Here is a 21338-nt window from a genome sequence, read left to right as displayed (position 1 = left end):
TGCCGCCACGCACTTCGTGGCGACTGCCCGGCCGTCGCGGCCTATGACTGGCCAGCCTCTCCCTCCGGGCACTGCGAAGGGATTTGAGGTGCGACGCAATCGTTTTCATGCCAACGGAACACGCTCAACCAGAGCAGGCTCAACCAGAGCACGCCCAACCAGAGCGGGTTCGGCCAGTGCAGGTTCGACGGCTGTCGTCGCAGGCGCCAAGGTGAAGCGCACGCCTTTGTCCATGGCGATCTGTTCTATGGCGATAGGTTGCTTCGGCCTGATGGGCAGCCATCTCGCTATCGCAAGTTCAAACGTCACTTCGCTCGGCGAGCTGTTCGCCATTGCCCACGACAGCGAGCCCGGTTACCGCGCTGCAAAGGCGAATCTCGAGGCTTCGAAGGCGCGCGCACGACAAGCCTATGGCGCCATGCTGCCGCAGATCACCGGAACCGCCACCAGCAACGGCAATCGACGTCGCTACGAAACGCTGGACAAGAACAAGCCGCTGCACGACCGCTATCACAGCCTCACCAATCAGCTGAGCCTTACCCAGCCGATCTGGCACCCGGCCAATATCGCCACGCTCGATCAAGCGCACGACACGACCCAGCAGGCCGAGTACCAGCTCAAGGACACGGAGCAGCAGCTCTACCAGAAGCTGGCTACGGCCTGGTTCGATCTGATGGAAACGCGCGACGAAGTGGCGTTCACCACCGCGCAGCGCGATGCCTTGCATGCGCAATGGGACATCGCGCGCCGTGGCGCCGAGCTCGGCACGCAGGGCGAACCGCAGGCCGACGATGCACGCGCCAAGTATGAGGAAGCCGCGGCGGACGAGACGTCGGCCGAGATGGATCAGGCGGCCAAACTCGCCGCACTGGAGCAATGGGTGGGTTCGGCCAATGGCCTCGAACAGCCATTCCTGCGCGACGATGTGGATTTGCCCGAACTGGTCGGTAGCGACTTGGATCAATGGCTCGGACAGATCGACGCGCATAGCCCGGCCCTGCGCGCCGCGACACGTGCGCTGGCCGCCGCCGAAGACGAGATAAGCAAACAACGCGCCGGCCACCAACCCACCCTCGACATGGTGGCCAGCTACGGCAACAACGATCAGGCCGTGGGCAACTTTCCGGGCCAGACGGGTTACCACATCCGCACGCTTACGGTGGGCTTGCAGTTGAATGTACCGCTCTACTCCGGCGGCACCCAGTCAGCCAAGGTGGCCGAGGCGATCGCCTTGCGCGACAAGGCGCGCGACGATCTGGAGGCCGCGCGACGCCAGGCCATCCTCAACGTGAAGAATGCTTTTCTCGGTTGGCGCGGAGGCACGGCCAAGGCCAAGGCGGCGGGCATGGCCCTGGCATCGGGCCAGCGCGCGCTGGCGGTTGCCGAGCGCGGCACCGCGCGCGGCGTAAAGACCGAGGCGGATGTGCTCACTGCGAAGCAACAGATCGCCGCGGCGCGTCGCGACATGCGCAAAGGGCGCTACCAGCAGCTCACTTCGTACATCAAGCTGCGGGCCACGCTGGGCGACCTGACGGCCATGGATATCGACGAGCTGGATCAATGCTTCGACGCCCATGAGGAAAGCACTCTCCACCTCGCCAGCCACGTGCAGGAGAAGGAACGATGAGCGCCCTGCCCTCACCGCCCGATTCGACCGAGCCCGGTTCGATCGAGCCCGATTCGATCGAGCCCGGCTCGACCGAAGTCGCGCCCTCCGACATGGCGCCCCCATGGCAACGCTTCGTCGGCGCGCGCCATTCCGCTGAATTCTGCGATGCCTGGCTTGCGCTACTGCGCGAGAAGTTTCCGGTCATTGCGCAGGCGGCCGTGCTGGTCGAATCCACCGATGGACAAAACTTCGTACCGATTGCGGTGTGGCCGGCGGCGAATGGCGATATGTCGCGCATGGGCGACGCGGTGCAGCGCGCGCTGGTCGAACGCCGTGTCGCCATACAACCCCTCGCGGAAACGCCCGGTACATGGCACATCGCTGCGCCCATCGCGGTGAGCGAACATATCGCCGGGGCCGTGGTGCTGGAAACACCCATGCCGGACGGCATGCTGCCCGTACTGTTGCGGGAGCTGCACTGGAGCAGCGCCTGGCTCACCAATCTGCTCGGCAAGCGCGAGCATGACGCGGCGGTGGAATCCAGCACGCGCTCGCTGGGTGTGTTGGAAACTATCGCTACTTCGTTGCGTCACGAACGCTTCCAGCAAGCCTTGTTCGACCTGTCCAACGAATTGCGCCGGCGTTTTGACTGCACGCGGGTCGCCATCGGCCTGGTGCGCGAAGCGCAGGTGCGTTTGGCGGCGCTGTCCGAAGCCGCCACGTTCGAGAAGTCCTCGCCGCTGGTGCAAGCCTATATCGCCGCCATGGGCGAAACCTGCGATCTGGCGCAGCCGATCGAAGTGGCGCAACCGGACAGTGAGGCGCCCGCCGAAAGCTATCGCGCCCACGCCGCGCTGCTGCAACGTACCGGCGCCGGCAGACTGCTGTCGCTTCCGGTGTCGCAGCAAGCACGCTGCATGGCTGTACTGACGCTGGAGCGCGGGCCGGAACAGGCGTTCACCGAGGTGGAGCGCAAATGGCTGGAGACGTTCGCCGCCTTGCTTGCACCGGTGGTGGCTCAGCGCCGCGATGCCGAGCGCAACTCCCTGCAACGATTCGGCGATGAGGCGAAGCGCTTCCTCGGCGCCTTGCTTGGTCCGCGCTATCTGCTCTGGAAGCTCGGCGCAGCGCTGGCGGTTTTGGCGATCGCCATACTGGTATTCCTGCCGGTGTCGTATCGCGTTTCGGCCAAGACCGTCACCGAAGGCGAAATCCAGCGCGTTGCGGCAGCCCCGTTCGAAGGCTTTCTCGCCGCCGGCTTCGTGCGTGCCGGCGACACGGTGGTGAAAGGCCAGCCGCTAGCGCAGCTGGATGATCATGACTTGCGGGTGGAGCGCGCGAAGTGGTCCAGCGAGCGTGATCAGTACGACAACAAGCTGCGCGAGGCGATGGCCGGCCACGACTTGACCGCGATCCAGGTAGTCAGCGCGCAATTGAACGAAGCGCAGGCGCAGCTTGATTTGCTGGATGACAAATTGGCGCGCGTGAAGGTGCTGGCGCCATACGACGGCGTGATTGTCAGCGGTGATCTCAGCCAGCAGGTGGGTACGCCGTTGGAAGCAGGCAAGAAGCTGTTCGAGATTGCACCGCTGCATAGTTACCGGATCATTCTGCAGGTCGACGAGCGCGATGTCAGCCAGGTGCAGACCGGGCAGCAAGGCGAGCTGGTGATGAGTGGACTCGCTGGCGATCCGATGCCGTTTACGGTGGCCAGAATCATGCCGGTGGCGACCGCGCAGGACGGCAAGAATTTCTACCGGGTAGAGGCGCGCCTGCGGCACGAATCGCCGCTGCTGCTGCCCGGCATGGAGGGTGTGGGCAAGATCGGCGTGGGGCGTCGCAAACTCGGCTGGGTGTTGCTGCACGGCTTGCTCGATTGGGTGCGGTTGAGCTTATGGAATTGGGGGCTTTAGGCGTGAGGGGCGTCCTCGCGAGATGGCATCGCGCACAGGGTGCGCTCCTACCGGTGGGTTGCATGGGGTGGCGTCATGGCGCGTAGCCCCTTCAGCCCCTCCTGGCACAGCGTCGCCCAGCTCCGCCCGCGACTGATGCCCTATGCCGTTGTACAGCGCGTCGTATTCCGCGGCCGTCCCTGGTACGTGGTGCAGGACCAGACCGGCGGGCGCGTCTATCGCCTCTCCACCGCCGCCTACGCATTGATCGCCGGCATGGACGGTCGACACACCGTGCAGTCGCTGTGGGAACGCGCCAACGCTTCTGAGTCGCGCGATGCCTGTACGCAACCGGAAGTGGTGGATCTGCTGGTGCAACTGCACGCGGCCGATCTGTTGCAGACCGATGTGGCGCCCGACTCCGCCGACGCATTGGATCGCCATCGACGCAAGCGTTCGGAAACGCTGCGCCAGTGGCTGCTCAATCCGATGAGCCTGAAGCTACCGCTGTTCAACCCGGATCGCCTGCTGACCCGCCTGTCGCCTTATGTCGGTTGGTGCTTTGGTCCGCTCGGCGCGCTGCTGTGGCTTGCGGTGATGCTGCCTGCCTTGGCGCTCGCCGCGCAGCATTGGGGCGAGTTGACCCACAACTTGTCGGATCGCGTGCTGTCCTCCAGCAACCTGTGGGTGATGCTGGCGGTGTATCCGGTGGTGAAGCTGTTGCACGAACTCGGCCACGGCTTTGCGGTAAAGCGCTGGGGCGGCGCCGTGCGAGAGCTGGGGTTGATGTTCCTGATCTTCGCGCCGGTGCCTTATGTGGAAGCCTCGTCGTCGGCGGCTTTTCCGTCCAAGTACCGTCGCGCACTGGTCGCCGCGGCGGGCATGCTGGTGGAGCTGTTCCTGGCGGCGCTGGCTTTGCATGTTTGGCTGCTCGCCGAGCCCGGCGTGCTGCGCGCGGTGGCATTCAACACGATGGTGATCGGCGGCGTGTCGACCCTGGTAGTGAACGGCAACCCGCTGTTGCGCTACGACGGCTACTACATTCTTTCCGACCTGATCGAGATGCCCAACCTGGCGCAGCGCGGCCAGGCCTGGTGGACGTATCTGCTCGATCGCTATGCGTTCGGTGCCACCGACGCCGTCAAACCCGACGAGACGCCGGCAGAGCAACGCTGGCTGTTCTTCTACACCCCGCTGGCGTGGTGCTATCGCACGTTTGTCACGGTGTCGGTGATCTTTCTGGTGGCCGGCAAGTTCTTCATCGTCGGCGTCATCATGGCCTGCTGGAGCGCGATCAGCCTGATCGGCATGCCGGTGCGCAAAGGCTGGAAGCATCTTCGCGAAAGCCCTGCGCTGCAACGTTGCCGCAGTCGCGCGGTGCGCCGCACGCTGGTAACGCTCGGCGTGCTGTGCGGACTGCTGCTGTTCGCGCCGGTGCCGTTGCGCTCGCATGCGCAAGGCGTGGTGTGGCTGCCCAACCACGCCATGCTGCACGCGCAGGAGAATGGCTTCTTCGCGCAGTGGCTCGTGCAGCCGGGACAAGCCGTGTCTCGCGGTCAGCCGGTTTACACACTCGCCAATCCGCAGTTGCAGGCCGAGCTGGCGGTGAACAAGGCCAAGTTCGAACAGGCGCAGGCGCGCTATGACGCCGAGCAGTTCACCGATCCAGTGAAGGCCGGTGTTTCCGGGCGTCAGTTGCAGGAAGCACGCGAAGTCATGGAGCGCGCACAGGCGCGGGCGGCACGTCTGGTCGGCGGCGCAAACGACGACGGCCAGCTGATCGTTGCTACGGCGCAGGACATGCCCGGGCACTACTACAAAAAGGGTGAACTGCTGGGCTACGTACTGGCGCCGCGCGAGTTGCTGGTGCGCGTGGTCGTGCAGCAGGACGACATCGATCTCGTGCACGAGCGACTCAACGGCGTCACCCTGCGTCTGTCCGATTCGCTGGGTGACGTGCATGACTCGCACGTGGTGCGCAGCTTTCCCGGTGCGGTCGACGAGCTGCCCACGGCGGCGCTGGGTTTGAACGGCGGCGGTGTCATCCCGACCAACCCGAACGACACCAACGGGCTGAAGACGCTGCAGCGCGTGTTCATCGTCGACCTTGCTTTGCCGCCTGATGCAGCGCCGGCCTTCGGCGAGCGCGTGCATGTGCGTTTCGATCACGGTAGCGAGCCGTTGGCCAAACAGATGCTGCGGCGCCTGCGCCAAGTGTTCCTGAGTCATTTCAGTGTCTGACGTACGTGCATTGCTGGCTCGTCGCGAACTGCGACTTGGCGATGGCCCTTATCTGGAGCGGCTCGACCCCAAGCGCTCGGCCTGGGAAGACAGGCTACGCGCCTGGCTGGGCAAGCTTCCCCGTTTCGACGGTCGCCGCGCACGCGCTTTTTTGCAGGCCACGGCCGCGCTCGAAGGCGCAGCCGCTGCTTGTGACGACCTAGGCCTGCGCCATCGCTTGCACGAGGTTTCCCGCGAAACCCATCGGCAGGGTTTTACCGACGAGCAACTCGCAGCGTCGTTCGCGCTTATCCGCGAAGCCTCGCGTCGCACGCTGGGCATGCGCCATCACGACGTACAGCTGCTTGCCGGCCGCGCGCTGCTGCAAGGCCGACTGGCGGAGATGTCCACCGGCGAAGGCAAGACGCTTGCCGCCACGCTGGCCGCCTGTACCGCCGCGGTCACCGGCGCCGCGGTGCACGTGGTTACCGTGAACGACTATCTGGCCGAGCGCGATGCCGAACACAACCGACCGCTGTTCGATTTTCTCGGCCTCAGCATCGGCGTGGTGCTGCAGGACATGCCGGTGGCGCAGCGACGCGAGGCGTATGCGTGCGACATCACCTATGTCTCCAACAAAGAACTGACCTTCGATTATTTGAAGGACTGCATCGCGCTGGGCGAAGCCTCGCTGACCCAGCAGCGCCTGCGTGAGCTGGCCGGCGCACGGCGTGGCGAACCGCCCATCCTGCGCGGCCTGCATGTGGCGATCATCGACGAGGCAGACAGCGTGCTGATCGACGAGGCGAGCACGCCGCTGATCATCTCCGAGACCTTGCCCGACGACCTGGATCCGGCGATCTACTCTCAATCGATTGCACTGGCCCAGTCGCTGCAACCCGGCATCGATTACATCAAGGGCACTCACCGCGATATCTGGTTGACCCCGCAAGGCAAGCAGCAGGTGCGCGACGTCACTGCCGCCTATGACGGCCTGTGGCGGTCGCCGCTGTGGCGCGACGAATTCGTGCAAAAGGCGTTGTCCGCGGTGCACTGCTTCCAGCGCGACCAGCACTACATCCTCGCCGAGGGCAAGGTGCAGATCGTCGACGAATCGACCGGGCGCGTGATGCCCGACCGCACCTGGGAGCGCGGCCTGCACCAGATGATCGAATCCAAGGAAGGCTGCGAAGTCACCGGCCAGCGTCGCACGCTGGCACAGATCACCTATCAGCGCTTCTTCGGGCGCTATCTCCTGCTTTGCGGCATGACCGGCACCGCGCAGGAAGTCGCGACGGAAGTAAAGCAGACCTACGGCCTGCCAGTGACGCGCATCCCCACCCACAAACCGAGCCGGCGGGCACGCCTGGCCGATCGCATCTGCGCCGACGCGACCCAGCGCTGGCAGGAGGTCGCGCGCCGCGCCACCGAAGTCGCCGCCAGCGGCCGCGCCGTGCTGATCGGCACCCGCTCGGTCGAGGCATCCGAAGTACTCAGCCAATGCCTGGAACGCGACGGCATCGTCCACACCATGCTCAACGCAAGACAGGACAAGAGCGAAGCCGAGGCAGTCGCCCAGGCCGGGCAGCCAGGCCGGATCACGGTGGCGACGAACATGGCCGGCCGCGGCACCGATATCAAGCTGACGCCGGAAGTCGAACAGGCCGGTGGCCTGCACGTGATACTTACCGAGTTCCACGAGACGGCGCGCGTCGATCGTCAGCTGTTCGGCCGCTGCGCACGCCAGGGCGACCCCGGTAGCGCGGAGGCTATCGTCAGCGTGGACGATGAGCTGTTCCTGCGCTTCGCCCCCAAGCCGGGCCGCTGGCTAATGAAATGGCTGGTGCCGGATCGCCGGCAAAGTCGCCGATGGTTGCGCCGCTGGGTCACCCATGTGCAGGACCGCGCCGAAAGTCACTACCGAAAGCAGCGGGTTCAGACTTTGGCCCGGGATACGCAGTGGATGAAGGCGCTGGGGTTTGTCGGCAAGACGCGGCGGTAAGAGGCATCTCTTTCGAGGTGTTCGCCCTCTGCGTCCTCTCCCTGGTTACCGATTTGTGCACGAAGAGAAGCTGTAGCTTCCTCTCCCCTCGGGGGAGAGGATTGAGGTGAGGGGCGGGTGCTCGCGATGACCTCTCAATCTCGTCACCCCGGCGCAGGCCGGGGTCCAGTGGCGTTCGCATCGCGCGTGCTTCAGCGCGTGGTTCGTCGCTGCAGCCCGGAATCCAGGCTCTCTGGATGACCATTTCAATTTCATCCGCCGAAGGCGTCTAAGGCTACAGGGTCACCTGACGAGCGCCTTGCCTTGAATGTGAAATCGATCGACTTCAAGCTCTTTTCTGCCCTGACCGGCTTACATCCTCGCGCATGGGATCGCGACGACTTCGCTGCGGCCGATCCATTCGGCGTCCGCGTCGGCGTACTCACGACCAAGAATGTGCGGATCAAACAGGCCTGCCTCACCATTGAGCTGCAGCCCAGATCGTCACTGAACCGGGTAGCGCATTTCTTCATTTCACTGACGCCAGCCTTCTCCAACCGGACCATCTGGAGCATGCGCCACAGGCCAAGCTATTGGCGCATCGATCCCGCCGACATTCCCAACTTTCGCCGGCTGCAAGCCCTGATGAGCCTTCCGGATTTCGACGAACGGTTCCAGGAAGCAAACCTGTGCGCCTACACGCGGCGCGTACGTGCACCCCAGGCGACATCCCGCACAACCATGACATCGCTTTACCTTCAACTGGCACCGAACAGACCCTTCGCCCTGCTATCCAGGGATGCTTATCAGCCCAGCTCGCTGTTGTTCAATGCAACCGCTTGGCCACAGGCGCGCGCGGTATAGCCGCGAAGGTTCGGTAGGAGCGCACCCTGTGCGCGAAAGCCCTGCGAAGCGGGGCTGCTTTCCAAGCGCGCCTCATCGGACGCGTTTCGCGCACAGGGTGCGCTCCTACGGTGACGCGTGCTGCTTGCTCATGTACCCGAGCGCCTGACACTGGAAGAGACGCGAGCCCGAAGCACGACGCCTGCTCTCAGACCATTTCTCTTTGGTTACTTTCTCTTTACTCCGGGCATCCATTCCCTCCGCCCTTCGGGCCAGCTGCGCTGTTCGCACCCGCTCCTGAGGGTGCGTGGGTCAGCAAAGAGAAAGTGACCTGGGCGCCGGCAGGCGTCCGGAATGCCCGCTGCATAAGCGGCCAGGTCGCGATAACCCAACGATTGTCGCGAATACAGAACACATCCCTCAGCACCGCTCCATATAGGCATCTCTTTTGGCAAATTTCCTCTGGCCAAACAGAAAAAAGTGACCCGGGCCGCAGCAGCGGTTCGAAAGCCCGCGGCAGGCGAGCCCGTGCACGCAGACGCGACAACCGAGCGATAAGGCACTGGATTCCGGCCTACGCCGGAATGACGAGGGAGAGGAGGTATCGCGAGCACCTGCCCCTCACCTCAATTCTCTCCCCGAAGGGGAGAGGAGGCCAACGCAAAGAGTCACGCTCACGCGAGCACCCTCCCCTCACCCCAACCCTCTCCCCCGTGCACAAATCGGTGAACGAGGGAGAGGGAGTTCAAGCATGCTCACGCACAAGGTGAGATGTGCACAAGAGACAGGCTCAACGCCAAGTCATCATTTCTCCACGAAAGCGCGTTCGATCACATAGTCGCCCGGCTCGCGCGTCCGTGGCGAAGCACGAAAGCCGCGACCATCGAGCAGAGTGCAAATGTCGTCCAGCATGGCCGGGCTGCCGCACAACATGACGCGGTCGATGTCCGGGTTCAGCGGCGGCAGGCCAATGGCGTCGCTCATCAAGCCATCGGCAATGGCGTCGGTGATGCGGCCGCGGTTGCGGAACGGATCGCGGGTCACGCTGGGGTAGTAGATCAACTTCTCGCGCACCAGCTCACCCAAATACGGATGCTGTGGCAGTTCCCGTTCCAGATACTCGGCATAGGCAAGGTCGCTGATATGCCGCACACCATGAGCCAGCACGACCTTGTCGAAACGCTCATAGGTCTCCGGGTCGCGCACGATGCTGAGAAAGGGAGCCAGGCCGGTGCCGGTACCGAGCAGGTACAAGTGCTTGCCAGGCTTCAAATCATTGAGCACCAGGGTTCCAGTCGGCTTGCGACTGACCATGACCGAATCGCCTGGCTTGAGGTGCTGCAAGCGCGACGTGAGAGGGCCGTGGGCCACTTTGATGCTGAAGAACTCCAAGTGCTCTTCGTAGTTGGCGCTGGCGATGGAATACGCGCGCATCAGCGGCCGGCCATCGACCTCCAGACCGACCATCACGAAATGCCCGCTATCGAAACGAAAGCCGGGATCGCGCGTGGTGCGGAAGCTGAAAAGGCTGTCATTCCAATGGCGCACATCGATCACACGCTCAGTCTCCAGTACGGCCATGGTCGCTTCCTCTGATGTTGAACGATGGGTGCATGCAAGCGGTCGACGCGACAGCGGCATTCACAATCTTTGTACGGATCGATTGCGACGATTGGATGTCCAATCAAACATCGCGTGACTTTCTTGGTCAATTACTCAAGTAAGCGAATCCAATATGCTGTCGGTGTACTCGTCAAGCACCTTCTTTGTCGCGACCACCTTCACCAAAACCAACATGCCCTGGTAGCTGACGCAAAGTTGACGCGCAAGCTTTTGCGGATCTTTGGTGGACGGAATCTTGCCGGCCGCCTGGCCACGCTTGACCAGCTCCAAGAACTCGCGCTCGAACATGCGAATGCCGGCGATCACCTTGGTATGCGTCGGCTTATCGTGCATGCCGATCTCGATCGCGGTGTTCGTGAGCAGGCATCCGCGCTCCTTGCCGAGCGCCGCGTGATAGGTCGTCGTAAACAGCGCACGTATGCATTCCATGGGGTCGTCGCCATGTAGATGCTCATCGATGCGTCGCTTGACGACATTCGCCAAATAGAAGTCCAGCGACGAAAGAAATACATCCTGCTTGCCGCCGAATGCGTTGTAGAGGCTACCGGACAGCAAACCGGTAACGGCCTCCAGATCCTTCATTGATGTTGCCCGGTATCCGCTGCGTCGAAAGAGCTGCGTCATCTCACGACGAGCAACGACGACATCGAAATCTTTCTCTCTTGTCATGGCACATGCCCCATGTTATCTATTATTTGGTTGACCGATCAAAAATGTCGACAACGCTTCATTTTAGCGCAACAAACTTGAGTTAGCCTGCTCGACGCTTGGGGACATTGAAGTTCCTTCGACGGCCGCCGGTCTCGCTGGCGGCCTCTCTCTCCAAGTCATCCACGCCGCCGCTCTCAGCGGTGGTGAATCGCCATGGGGTTTTGCAGCGCAGTAACGCCAAGGGTGGAATACGTATATGGACGCACGTTCAGTCAGCACGATCGTTGATGCCGGGTCCGTTGCAGTTGACGCGGCTGTTGGTATCGAGAAAAAAGTCGCCGTCGTTGGATTGGGTTGTTATTACCCAGGTGCGAAATCGCCCGCAGAGTTATGGCAGAACATCCTTGCCAGGCGGCAGCAGTTTCGCCCGATGCCGGATGGCCGCCTGCCGCTGGCCGATTACTACGACGCCGACCGGCGCACGCCGGACAAGACCTATGGTCATCGCGCCGCCGTGCTCGATGGCTATGCGTTTGATTGGGCTGCGCGGCGAATTCCAAAAAGTACGACCGAAGCGACCGATATCGCTCATTGGCTGGCTCTGGATACGGCGCTGCAGATGCTCGACGACGCGGGCTACGACGCCACGCGCCTGCCGCGTCATACCACCCAGGTGATCGTCGGCAATACGCTTACCGGCGAGTTCACCCGCTCCAACACCATGCGCTTGCGCTGGCCCTATGTCCTCAAATGCCTGCGCGCCTCGGCGGCGGCGGCGGGTTTGTCGGGCGATGCATTGCAAGCGCTCGAACAAAGCATGGAGCTGTCATTCAAGTCGCCCTTCGCTCCGGTCAACGAGGACACGCTCGCCGGCGGGCTGGCCAACACGATTGCCGGGCGCATCTGCAATTACTTGAACGTCAATGGCGGCGGTTACACCGTCGACGGCGCCTGCTGCTCCTCGCTGATTGCGGTGTATACCGGTGCCATGAGCCTGGTCGCAGGCCACAGCGATTTTGTGATTGCCGGCGGCGTAGACATCAGTCTCGACCCCTTCGAGTTGATCGGCTTCGCCAAAACCGGAGCGCTGACGTCGACCGAAATGCGTGTTTACGATGCGCGCGGCGATGGCTTCATTCCTGGCGAAGGCTGTGGCTTTGTCGGCCTGAAACGTCTCGCCGACGCCCAGCGTGATGGCGACAAGATCTATGCCGTCATGGATGGCTGGGGCATGTCCTCGGACGGCCGCGGCGGCATCACGGCACCGAGTGTCGAGGGCCAGCATCTGGCGATCGCGCGCGCCTATCAGCAAGCTCGTGTCCAGCCGGACGTGCTCGATTTCATCGAGGGGCATGGCACCGGCACCACGCTGGGAGACAAAACCGAATTGCTGGCGATCGCCAAAACGCTGGGTCTCGCGGCCAAGCCGCAACAGTGCGGCGTAACGTCATTCAAATCCATCGTCGGGCATACCAAAGCCGCGGCAGGCATCGGCGCGTTCATCAAAGGCGTGATGGCCGTCAATCAGCGCGTGCTTCCGCCCACGGCGGGTTGCGAGCAGGCGCATTCGGTCTTTGCCGGCGAAGGACGTGCGATCTATCCGTTGATCCGCGGCGAGAAGCGCTCGCCGCAGGCCAGGCTGCGTGGCGGCGTGTCCGCCATGGGGTTCGGTGGCATCAACGTCCATGTCACGCTGACGTCGCCGGATGAGGCGCCCATGCCGTCGCTGCAGGGCGGATTCGACGAGCGTGCCAGCATGGCGTCATGGCAAGCGGCCGAAGTGTTTCCATTTGCCGCTGAAACACCTGCCCAGTTACGCGAGCTGATTACGCAGACGCGCCGTGATGCCAAAGGCATCAACACCGCTGAACTGGCCGACCTCGCCGCTGATCTTGCGTCCAGGATCAGCACCTCGGGTCATCATCGGGCGGCCATCGTCGCCGAGACACCCGATCAGCTCCGCGAAAAACTCGATGCCTTGTTGGTCATGTTGCAAGACGCGCCGGTGCCGGGCCATGCGCGCATGGACCAGCCGCGCGGTATCGCCATGGGCAGCGGGCTGTCGGTACCGCGCCTGGGCTTTCTCTTCCCCGGCCAGGGATCCCAACAACTGGGCATGGCGCGCATGCTCATCGAACGCTATGAGTGGGCGCGTGAACTGGCGCAACACGCGGAGCAGTGGGCAGCCGAGGTCGGCACGCCATCACTGCTGCCATCCGTGTTTCCGAACCTCGATCGGATGCCGCACAGCGGGGATCGCGAACCCTCGATACTGGCGCTTCGCCAGACCGAAATAGCACAGCCGGCGATTGCCCTGGCGTCCTTGCTGTGGCTGCAATTCGTCGAGCGGCTTGGCCTGAAGCCCGACTGCGTGCTCGGTCACAGCCTGGGTGAGCTGACCGCATTTCATGCGGCAGGCGCATTCGGCGCTCGGGAGCTGATCCAGCTGGCCACGTTGCGCGGGCAGCAGATGGCGGCGCGCGGTGAACCGGCCGGCGCCATGCTCAGCCTGGCCTGCACACAGGTTCGCGCCAGGGCCCTCCTGGAGGAAGCCAGCCATGCCGGTTACGCCGTGCTGGCCAATATCAATAGCGAAGAACAGATGATTATCTCTGGCGAGTTCGGCGCGATCGAAGCGATCGCCCAACTGGCCGAAAGCGCGGGCGTGCGGATTCACCGCTTGCCTGTAAGCAACGCCTTCCATTCCGCGTTGGTCGCGGACGCCGCCGGCTATTTGCTCGAACATGCACCGATTCCCGCCGTCTGCGAAGCCTTGCGTTGCACGCTGCTGTCCAGCGTGGATGGCAGGCGCGTGGATGCCGCCAAGGATTTGCACCGCCACTTCTCCGAACAGATCCTGCTGCCGGTCGATTTCGTCGCAGCGGCCAAAGCGATGACCCAGGAAGCCGACCTGCTGATCGAGGTAGGCCCAGGGCGGGTTTTGACCCAGCTGATCGGCAACATGCCCGCCGACTACCGCATGAGCAGCTTTCCGCTGGAGGCCAAGGCCGAAAGCACGCACGACCTCAACTGGTTGCTGGCATGTGTGCATACGCTGGGTGTCGCGATCGAATGGAAGATGCTGTATGCCACGCGCGTCATCAAGCCTTTCGTCCCTGCCGCGCAGCGCAGCTTTATCGTCAATCCCTGCGAACGGCCGATTGCACAAGCGGAGCCGGCAGCCCTCCAGATGACGGCCGCGACGCCGGCCCATCGGCTATCCGGCTCACCCGAAAGCTATGTCGATGAAGCGTTGGAACGTCTGCTCGGCTACTTAAAGCACCGCGGTGAGTTCGTCGCCGATGTGATCAAGGCCGACGTGCGCGCCACGGCCCGCAGCGAAGGCGGTCACGTCAACCGCCTGGAGCCCGCCAAGGCCCTCATCGCGCCGGCCACCCGTGAGCCAATCGCCTTGGCGGCCAAGCCGGTGTCGGCACCTCTGCCTCGGATGGCGCCGCAAGGCGCACGTGAAACCGTTTTGGATCTGGTGGCCCAATTCACCGGATTCGCGCGCTCGTCGTTGTCGCTGGCCATGACGATGGGTGACGATTTGAATCTGGATTCGATCAAGGCAACGGAAATCGTCTCGCTGGTGGCTCAGCGATTCCATCTTCAGGCACACATCGACCCCGCTGATTTCACCCAGCGTTCGCTCGCCGACTTGGTCACCGCCGTCGATACGTTCACCGCAGATACCGCTGCAGCCGTCGTGTCGTCGCGACCTGCGGCTACCGAAACGGCGCAGCTGTCCGCCGCCGCCATGCTCAAACAGCTCGTTGCCCGCGCCACCGGATTTGCCGAATCCAGCATCGAACTGTCGATGAAGCTCGGCGACGATTTGAATATGGACTCGATCAAAGCCGGCGACTTGATTGCTCAGGCAGCCACGGCGCTCGGCCTTGCCGGCGGACAGCTGGATGCGGCGGAACTATCGGCGGCATCGCTCGGCGACATCGCTGAACGCATGGAGGCTCTTGCGCCAGCGCGCAGCCATCCAATCATGGCCTCCCACCCACGCGACGCAGCAGCCGTGCTGTTCGACGCGGTCGCTCGCTTGACCGGTTTCGAGCGCGACCGCCTGTCAGCGGACATGCGGATGATCGATGACCTGAACCTCGATTCCATCAAGGTGGGCGCGGTGCTGGCGGAGGTCATCGACCTTGTCGGCTTGAGCGGCAAGCTCGATCCGGCGGAACTGGCCGGCGAAACGCTGGGCGCTATCGCCAACAGACTGGCGGCTTTGCGCGGCATGAATGAACTACCGCCAGCCAATCAAGCAAGCCCATCGCCTATCGCACCGGCTACCGACCCCGCCCTGCCCGACTGGGTTCGCGCTTACGAACTGGTGCTGGTGCAAGACGCCGACGAGGTGGCTCTGCACGCAACGTCGTTCGCCGGTGCGCGATGCTTTCTGCAAGCGCCCGATAGCGATGACAACAGCGCCATGCTTATCGCCGACGCACTCAGTCTCGAAGGGGCGCAGATCACCGCCGACCAGACGATTGCCGGTGATGCCAAGCTCGAGCATTTCATCGCCGTCTTGCCCAGAACGACGTCGTTGGAAGCCGTGCCGTCATCCAAGGTCGTCGCATCCCTGATCGAGCCCTTGCATCAGGCGGCGCAGAACGCGCTGCGATTCGGCTGTAAGACGCTGACCTTCGTGCAGTTCGGCCTGGCCGAAACGCTGCGCGCCCCGTCCATGCAGCGAACATCGGAGCAGGCCGCAACGGAGCAGGCCGCAGCCCTCGATACCTCCTGTGCGCAAGCCTTTGCCGCAAGTGTGCATCTCGAACACCCCGAGCTGAAAGTGCGAGTGCTGGACTTTTCCGCCACAGCCGCCAACGAACTCATTGCGCAAAAAATCATCCGTGAACTGGGGCATGACGCCGCCTATCGCTTTTCGCTCTACCACCAGGATGGGCAGCGCGAACGCGTGGTTCCGCGGATGCTGGAAACGGCACTGTTGAAGCCGCGCGAACTGAGCTGGTCAGGCGAGGACGTGGTGTTGATCACCGGCGGTGGCAAAGGCATTACCGCCGAGCTGGCCCTGGCCTTCGCCAAGCGCACCGGCGCCCGAGTCGCCCTGGTCGGCCGCACGGCACTCGATCCAGTTGATGCGGCAAGCAGCGAAGTACGCGCCACCCTGCAACGCTTCAACGCGGAGCACCTGGTCGCCGAGTATTTCTCTTGCGACATCGCCGAGCCCGCCGCGGTCACGGCCTTGATCGGTCAGGTCAGCCAGCGCCTGGGGCCGGTCACCGCCCTGATTCACGGCGCCGGCACGAACAAGCCAAGACGTGTGGAGCAGGTCACGTCCGCGCAAGCCTTACAGGAAATCAGCCCGAAACTTTGCGGCATGCTGGCGCTCTGCGAGGCGCTGGATGCGCAGCCGCTGAAGCTGGTGGTCGGCCTGGGTTCGATCATTGGCGTCACCGGCATGCCGGGCAACGCCTGGTATGCGTTCTCGAATCAGGCCATGGATGTCGCCCTGGCGAATTTCCGCCTCCGCCATCCATCGACGACGACGCTGACGCTTGCTTACAGCGTGTGGGCCGAGGTGGGCATGGGCGCACGTATGGGCAGCGCCAAACGACTGGCTCAACAAGGCATCAGCGCCATCCCGCCCGACGCTGGCGTCAGCACCTTCCTCGACCTGATCGATGGCCATTCCCCGGCACAGCAAGTGGTCGTCGCCGGGCGTTTGGGCGGGCTCGATACCTGGCAACCGGATCGCTCCGCTCTCGCCCGCCCGGGACGCTTCGTCGAAACGGTGGTGGCGTATCAGCCCGGTGTCGAACTGGTCACGCGCGTACACCTCTCCGTGCAAAGCGATCCGTATCTCAAGGACCACTACTACCGCGGCGTCTATCTGTTCCCCACCGTGTTTGGCCTGGAGGCCATGGCACAGCAGGCTTTTCTGCTCTCGGGCGACACGCTCACTGGAGACCGTCCACGCTTGAGCTTCAGCGCGGAGCAAGTTCGGCTTGAGCGACCGATCGTGGTCGATGGCAACAAGGGCACCACGATCGAACTGAGAGCGACCGTGCGTGCTCGACGCGATGCCGCCGAACCGTTGCGAGTGGATGTCGGCATCTACACTGAACAGACCGGCTATCGTCGCGATCACTTCGCCGCCACGATGGTATGCGCCGAGCTTTCGCCGGCACACGACAGCGCCTTGCCGTTGCCAGCGGCACCGATCGAACAACTCGACCCCCTGGTGGATCTCTATGGCGGCCTGCTGTTTCAGGGCACGGCCTTCCAGCGCATGCGCGCCGTGCACGAGATGAGCCGGGCCGGATCGCTTACCTCGATCGAGCGCAGTAACGACACGGACTATTTCAACAGCACAGGCTCGGCCGATCGTTTGTCACCTTACCTGTTCGCTGGCGACCCGTTCTTCCGCGACGGTCTCCTGCAAACGGCGCAGCTCTCGGAACAGGGACAGTTTCTGCCGGTCGGCATTGAGAGCGTCGAGGTCTACGACATGGCGCAAAGCACCAGCGCCCAGGTATTCGCACAGAACCTATCCGTACAAAACCGGATCACCTCGCGCCACGGCGACGAGCTGGTTTGCGATGTCACGGCGTATGCCGGCGATGGCCGCATCATCGAACGTCTGCGTGGATACCGCTTGAAACGGGTGTCGATGGATCCCACCGCAGCCACTCCAGAAGACTGGGTCGATCCGTCCCGCCGCGATCAGCAACTGCTGGAAGCCGCACTGGACAAGGCATGCGCCACACTGGGCCTCAACCAGCCGAACTTTGTACTTGCCCATGCGCCACAGCTGGCGCAAATGGAGCGCACCCGGCGCCGATTGAGCGAGCTGCCGCTATTCAGCGACGTTGTCGAACGCGCGCTTTCCATCGAAGGACGCGCGCTCGACGGCGACATTGAAATCCGCTGGGATAGCACCGGCAAGCCGACCCTCGCCGGCGGTGCCAAACAGCCGCTGGGTATATCGCTGTCTCACGACCGATCGCACTGCTTGTGTGTCTGTGGCGTCGATCCGCAAGGCTGCGATATCGAAGCGGTGGAGCCGCGGTCGATCGAAGCATGGCAGGCACTGCTAACCCCGCAACGCGCACCGCTACTGCAACAGTTGCAACAAAGCGGCGATACGCGAGATGAGGCCGGCACGCGCATCTGGTGCGCGGTCGAAGCCGCCAAAAAAGCTCTGGGCCTGGGTGGCAGCATTGAATTGAGCGTGACTCGTCGCGAGGGCCACGCCGTGACCTTCGCGGCCCATCAGGGCGATGCCCATGCAAGCCTCACGCTTCTGACGTTGCCGATCACGCTGACTCGGCCGCGCCCAAAGATGCTCGCGTTTGCGGTATCGGCGATGACTACTAAGCGCATCGGTCCGGCAAGTACAAGCGACACCCGCACCATGGATGGAACATCCCTGACCAAGGCAGCGCTGGCCGAGGCGGCGGTGACAAGCAAGGGGGCTATCGGTCTTTACGATCTGCGCGGGCCCCATGGTGAAACCACGACCTGCTGGCGTTTCCGTGTTCCCTTCAAGGAGATCACCACGCGACGGCACGGCCTGAACTATTCGGTGGTGGCCGACTGGATGGGCAATATCCGCGAGCTGAGCATTGTCAGAATCGCCGCCGAACTGGTGCCGGACTTCTCCTCCGGTCGCTGGGGCATGGTCACCAATCGCTCCGATATCACCATTGTCGGCAACGTGAACTGCCTTGATCTGGTCGAGGGGCGCTTGTGGATCAGCAAGGTCTACGGCGCGCTCGACTCCTCGGTCGACATGCACTTCGATTGGGTGCGCATCGATCCCGATGGCCATGAATCGCGCATTGCCTATAGCAATATGACGACCACGTGGGTGGCCATCAAAGGGCACGGTGTCGTCGAGCTGGCCCCCTTCCCGAAGTATCTGCAGGATTTCACCAAAGCCTACCTGCCCACTTCAGCGTTGTCAGAGGACCCATTCCAGGCACGGCGACCGATTCCGGGAAGGGCCGGTGCGCCGACATCGCCACGCATCGCCATGGAAGGGCGCGCGCTGTATGTCGCACCGGCGGCGCCGAAAATCGAACCGATCCTGCACAGCCACGTATTCGATACCTCGCTGGCGGAATCCAATCTGGTCGGCAATATCTATTTCGCCAACTACTACCGCTGGCAAAGCACGATCATCGATCAATACCTGTTCGGCCTGGCGCCCAAGTACTTCCGCGACGCGCAAGTCAGCGGCGAGCTGCATTGCCATCAGAGCACCATCCAGCATCTGCGCGAGGCCATGCCATTCGACGAGATCGAGGTCGTCATGGCATTGAAAGAGCTATACGCGAACGGCTTCAAGCTGCAGTTCGACTACTTCCATGTCTCACCCTCACGGCAACGAACCAAGCTTGCCGTAGGCCATGCCGACTGCTGCTGGGTGAGCGGGAGCGCAGAGGGCGCAGTGCGTGCCGCCGGCCTGCCCGAAGAGATACTGCAAGGTCTGCTGAGAGCGTGCGGATCTGCCGAAGCCCGCCGCAAAGATGTGCTGGTGTAACCACAGCCGAAGCCACGGGAGGCATGGTGTTGAAACCGATCATCAAGCAACGCGTCACCGTCGATGTCGAGGATGAATTTGTCGTACTTCTGATCGGCATGCGCATCAATTATTTGTGGAAGATCCACAAGTGGCTGCCCGTCGCCCTGGCCATGCGCAAGATGGTGATGCAGCTTGGCAAGATGCCCGATTCCGCCACCGGCTACCTCGGTGGCGAATACCGGACGGCGGGGAATCCGATCATTTTTGTGCAGTACTGGCGCTCCTACGAGGCGCTGGAAAAATACGCATCCAATGCTGCGCTGGCCCATGTCTCGGCATGGGGTCGGTTCTTCAAAAAGATCGCGCTCGGCGGCGATGTGGGCATCTATCACGAGGCTTACCGCATCGCACCAGGCAATTACGAATGCGTCTATCTGAACATGCCTGAATTCGGGCTTGGCCGGATTTTCCCGCTGGTTCCCGCCGAGCGCGGGCTAAAGACGTCACGCGGGCGCATGAATAAAAAGGAAGCGGCGGAGAGACATGTCGCCGAAGCGAAGCAAGCCGAAGAAAGCGCCTAGCCAGCAGATCGATATTCGTCCGCCAACCATCGATACGGAACACGCATCCATGAAAGCGAGTGTTGCGATGTTGCATCAGAAAACCCATCAATCCAGCGTCAATCGCAGCGGTGCGCATCAGAAAAGCGCCCCCAAGACCCAGGTCGTCGTGGTGGGGGCCAGCGTGTCGGGGTGCGCGGCCGCCATGCTGTTTGCCCGGCAAGGCATCCCCGTGACCGTGATTGAAAAACGCCACCCAAAAGACTTCTACAAGCCGATCTGCACGCACTACATCCAGCCTTGCAGCCTCAACGCCTGGCGCGAGCTGGACTTGTACGAGCCCCTGCTGGAGGCCGGTGCCGTCAAGAATACGATCGGCATCTGGACCAAGTGGGGTTGGATTCCCAAGGCTGATCTGGGCGACGTGCATGCGATGAATATGCGTCGCGTCACGCTGGACCCGCTCCTGCGCGCCAAAATGATCAACACGCCCGGCGTCACCTACCTCGATGGCGCGCGTTGCTCGGCCGTGCAATTCGATTCATCGGGTGCCGTCGTTGGCGTCACCGTGGAATCGGGCACCCTGGGAAGCTTCGAGCTGCCATGCACCCTGCTGGTAGGCGCCGACGGCCGGGAGTCGGCGGTTGCGGAATTGGCGGGCGTGCCTACCGAGGAATCGCCGAATCAGCGTTTCTCTTGCTTCACGTTCTTCCGCAACATTCCCAATGAGTCGCGAAGCACATCGCGCATGTGGATGCTGGAACCCTACATCGCCTACCAGTTTCCCAATGACGATGGCACCACCCTGATTGCGCTGATGCCGACCAAGGATCGCATTGCGGATTTCAAAGCCGATCGCGCCGCGTGTTTCCGCCAGATCGTCAAAGCTTTACCGGATGCCCCGGATATCGACGGCGCCGAACAGATCGCGGACTACCTGATGAACACCAAGAACTCGATGCTGCTGCGGCGGAAGCTGCCGCGCGGCCTGGCCCTGGTCGGCGATGCGTTCATGACGACCGACCCGCTCCACGGCTTCGGTATTTCGTGGGGCATCATCTCCGCCTCGGAACTGGTGCGCCGTGCGGCGCCCGGCCTGCTGGCCGGGCATCGGCCGGATCGCGAAGTGGCTGCCTATCACCAGGCGCGCTACGCCGAGGTCAAGGGTCACTTCAAGATCATGGCCGATATGGCGCTCGCCAAGCCGATGCCCGTCATGCAGCAAATGCTGTTCAGCGCAGCAACGCGTGACCCCGAGATGAGCGCCATTGTGCAGCGCTTCCTCGCCGGCACCAGCGGTACCAGCGAGTTGCTTTCGCTGCGCACCCTGCTGCGCGCGTTCACCACCACCGTTCGCCATTCGCTCCGCCGGCCGCCGCTGATGGCATCGGAAAGCAGTAACGCTTGAGCGCGGGCAGAACGTGATGCCCGCCTAGTCACCCACTCGCACGCA

Annotated in this window: 10 protein-coding genes; 8 read left to right on the top strand and 2 right to left on the bottom strand. The window is 63.0% G+C overall.

All coding sequences use genetic code 11. The features are described from left to right. Positions 1–211: 211 nt before the first annotated feature. From OUZ45_RS05080 to OUZ45_RS05060, 5 genes are all read left to right on the top strand, one after another. Positions 212–1627, top strand: coding sequence for a TolC family outer membrane protein (locus OUZ45_RS05080; RefSeq protein ID WP_266168849.1), 1416 nt, complete (start codon positions 212–214; stop codon positions 1625–1627). Then, a complete protein-coding gene (locus tag OUZ45_RS05075) occupies positions 1624–3522 on the top strand; it encodes a GAF domain-containing protein (protein ID WP_266168848.1) in 1899 nt (632 codons plus the stop codon). Before OUZ45_RS05080 ends, OUZ45_RS05075 begins: the two co-directional genes overlap by 4 nt. A 75-nt stretch (positions 3523–3597) precedes the next feature. Next, a complete protein-coding gene (locus OUZ45_RS05070) occupies positions 3598–5742 on the top strand; it encodes a hypothetical protein (protein ID WP_266168847.1) in 2145 nt (714 codons plus the stop codon). Then, complete coding sequence (locus OUZ45_RS05065) at positions 5735–7723, top strand: preprotein translocase subunit SecA (protein WP_266168846.1); 1989 nt, start codon at positions 5735–5737, stop codon at positions 7721–7723. Before OUZ45_RS05070 ends, OUZ45_RS05065 begins: the two co-directional genes overlap by 8 nt. Before the next feature lie 303 nt (positions 7724–8026). Beyond that, positions 8027–8566, top strand: coding sequence for a hypothetical protein (locus OUZ45_RS05060; RefSeq protein WP_266168845.1), 540 nt, complete (start codon positions 8027–8029; stop codon positions 8564–8566). Positions 8567–9349: 783 nt separating this feature from the next. Here the strand turns inward: OUZ45_RS05060 and OUZ45_RS05055 are convergent. Together OUZ45_RS05055 and OUZ45_RS05050 are read right to left on the bottom strand one after the other, a co-directional pair. Then, entirely contained in the window at positions 9350–10126 is a 777-nt protein-coding gene (locus OUZ45_RS05055) for a ferredoxin--NADP reductase (RefSeq protein WP_266168844.1), read from the bottom strand. Between the two features lie 135 nt (positions 10127–10261). Beyond that, positions 10262–10837, bottom strand: a complete 576-nt coding sequence (locus OUZ45_RS05050) for a TetR/AcrR family transcriptional regulator (protein WP_266168843.1) — start codon at positions 10835–10837, stop codon at positions 10262–10264. 238 nt (positions 10838–11075) lie between these two features. On the opposite strand from OUZ45_RS05050, the gene OUZ45_RS05045 reads away from it, so the two are divergent. Genes OUZ45_RS05045 through OUZ45_RS05035 form a run of 3 tightly spaced genes read left to right on the top strand, consistent with a single transcriptional unit; the run spans position 11076 to position 21293 of the window. Continuing rightward, the gene (locus OUZ45_RS05045) at positions 11076–19343 is read left to right on the top strand and encodes a type I polyketide synthase (RefSeq protein ID WP_266168842.1); all 8268 of its coding nucleotides are present in this window, start codon (positions 11076–11078) and stop codon (positions 19341–19343) included. Between the two features lie 29 nt (positions 19344–19372). Then, positions 19373–19906, top strand: coding sequence for a DUF4188 domain-containing protein (locus OUZ45_RS05040; protein WP_266168841.1), 534 nt, complete (start codon positions 19373–19375; stop codon positions 19904–19906). Beyond that, the gene (locus OUZ45_RS05035; RefSeq protein WP_266168840.1) at positions 19869–21293 is read left to right on the top strand and encodes an NAD(P)/FAD-dependent oxidoreductase; all 1425 of its coding nucleotides are present in this window, start codon (positions 19869–19871) and stop codon (positions 21291–21293) included. Before OUZ45_RS05040 ends, OUZ45_RS05035 begins: the two co-directional genes overlap by 38 nt. Positions 21294–21338: the final 45 nt, after the last annotated feature.

Source organism: Dyella subtropica, from assembly GCF_026283965.1.
Lineage (GTDB): Bacteria > Pseudomonadota > Gammaproteobacteria > Xanthomonadales > Rhodanobacteraceae > Dyella_D > Dyella_D subtropica.
Note: the sequence above shows the minus strand (reverse complement) of the source record. Positions and strands in the feature narration are given on the sequence as shown.

Excerpts from the sequence above, each read along its gene's own strand:
- OUZ45_RS05075 (WP_266168848.1), top strand. The coding sequence starts at position 1,624 with ATGAGCGCCCTGCCCTCACCGCCCGATTCGACCGAGCCCGGTTCGATC.
- OUZ45_RS05070 (WP_266168847.1), top strand. The coding sequence starts at position 3,598 with ATGGCGCGTAGCCCCTTCAGCCCCTCCTGGCACAGCGTCGCCCAGCTC.
- OUZ45_RS05055 (WP_266168844.1), bottom strand. The coding sequence starts at position 10,126 with ATGGCCGTACTGGAGACTGAGCGTGTGATCGATGTGCGCCATTGGAAT.
- OUZ45_RS05050 (WP_266168843.1), bottom strand. The coding sequence starts at position 10,837 with ATGACAAGAGAGAAAGATTTCGATGTCGTCGTTGCTCGTCGTGAGATG.
- OUZ45_RS05045 (WP_266168842.1), top strand. The coding sequence starts at position 11,076 with ATGGACGCACGTTCAGTCAGCACGATCGTTGATGCCGGGTCCGTTGCA.
- OUZ45_RS05035 (WP_266168840.1), top strand. The coding sequence starts at position 19,869 with ATGTCGCCGAAGCGAAGCAAGCCGAAGAAAGCGCCTAGCCAGCAGATC.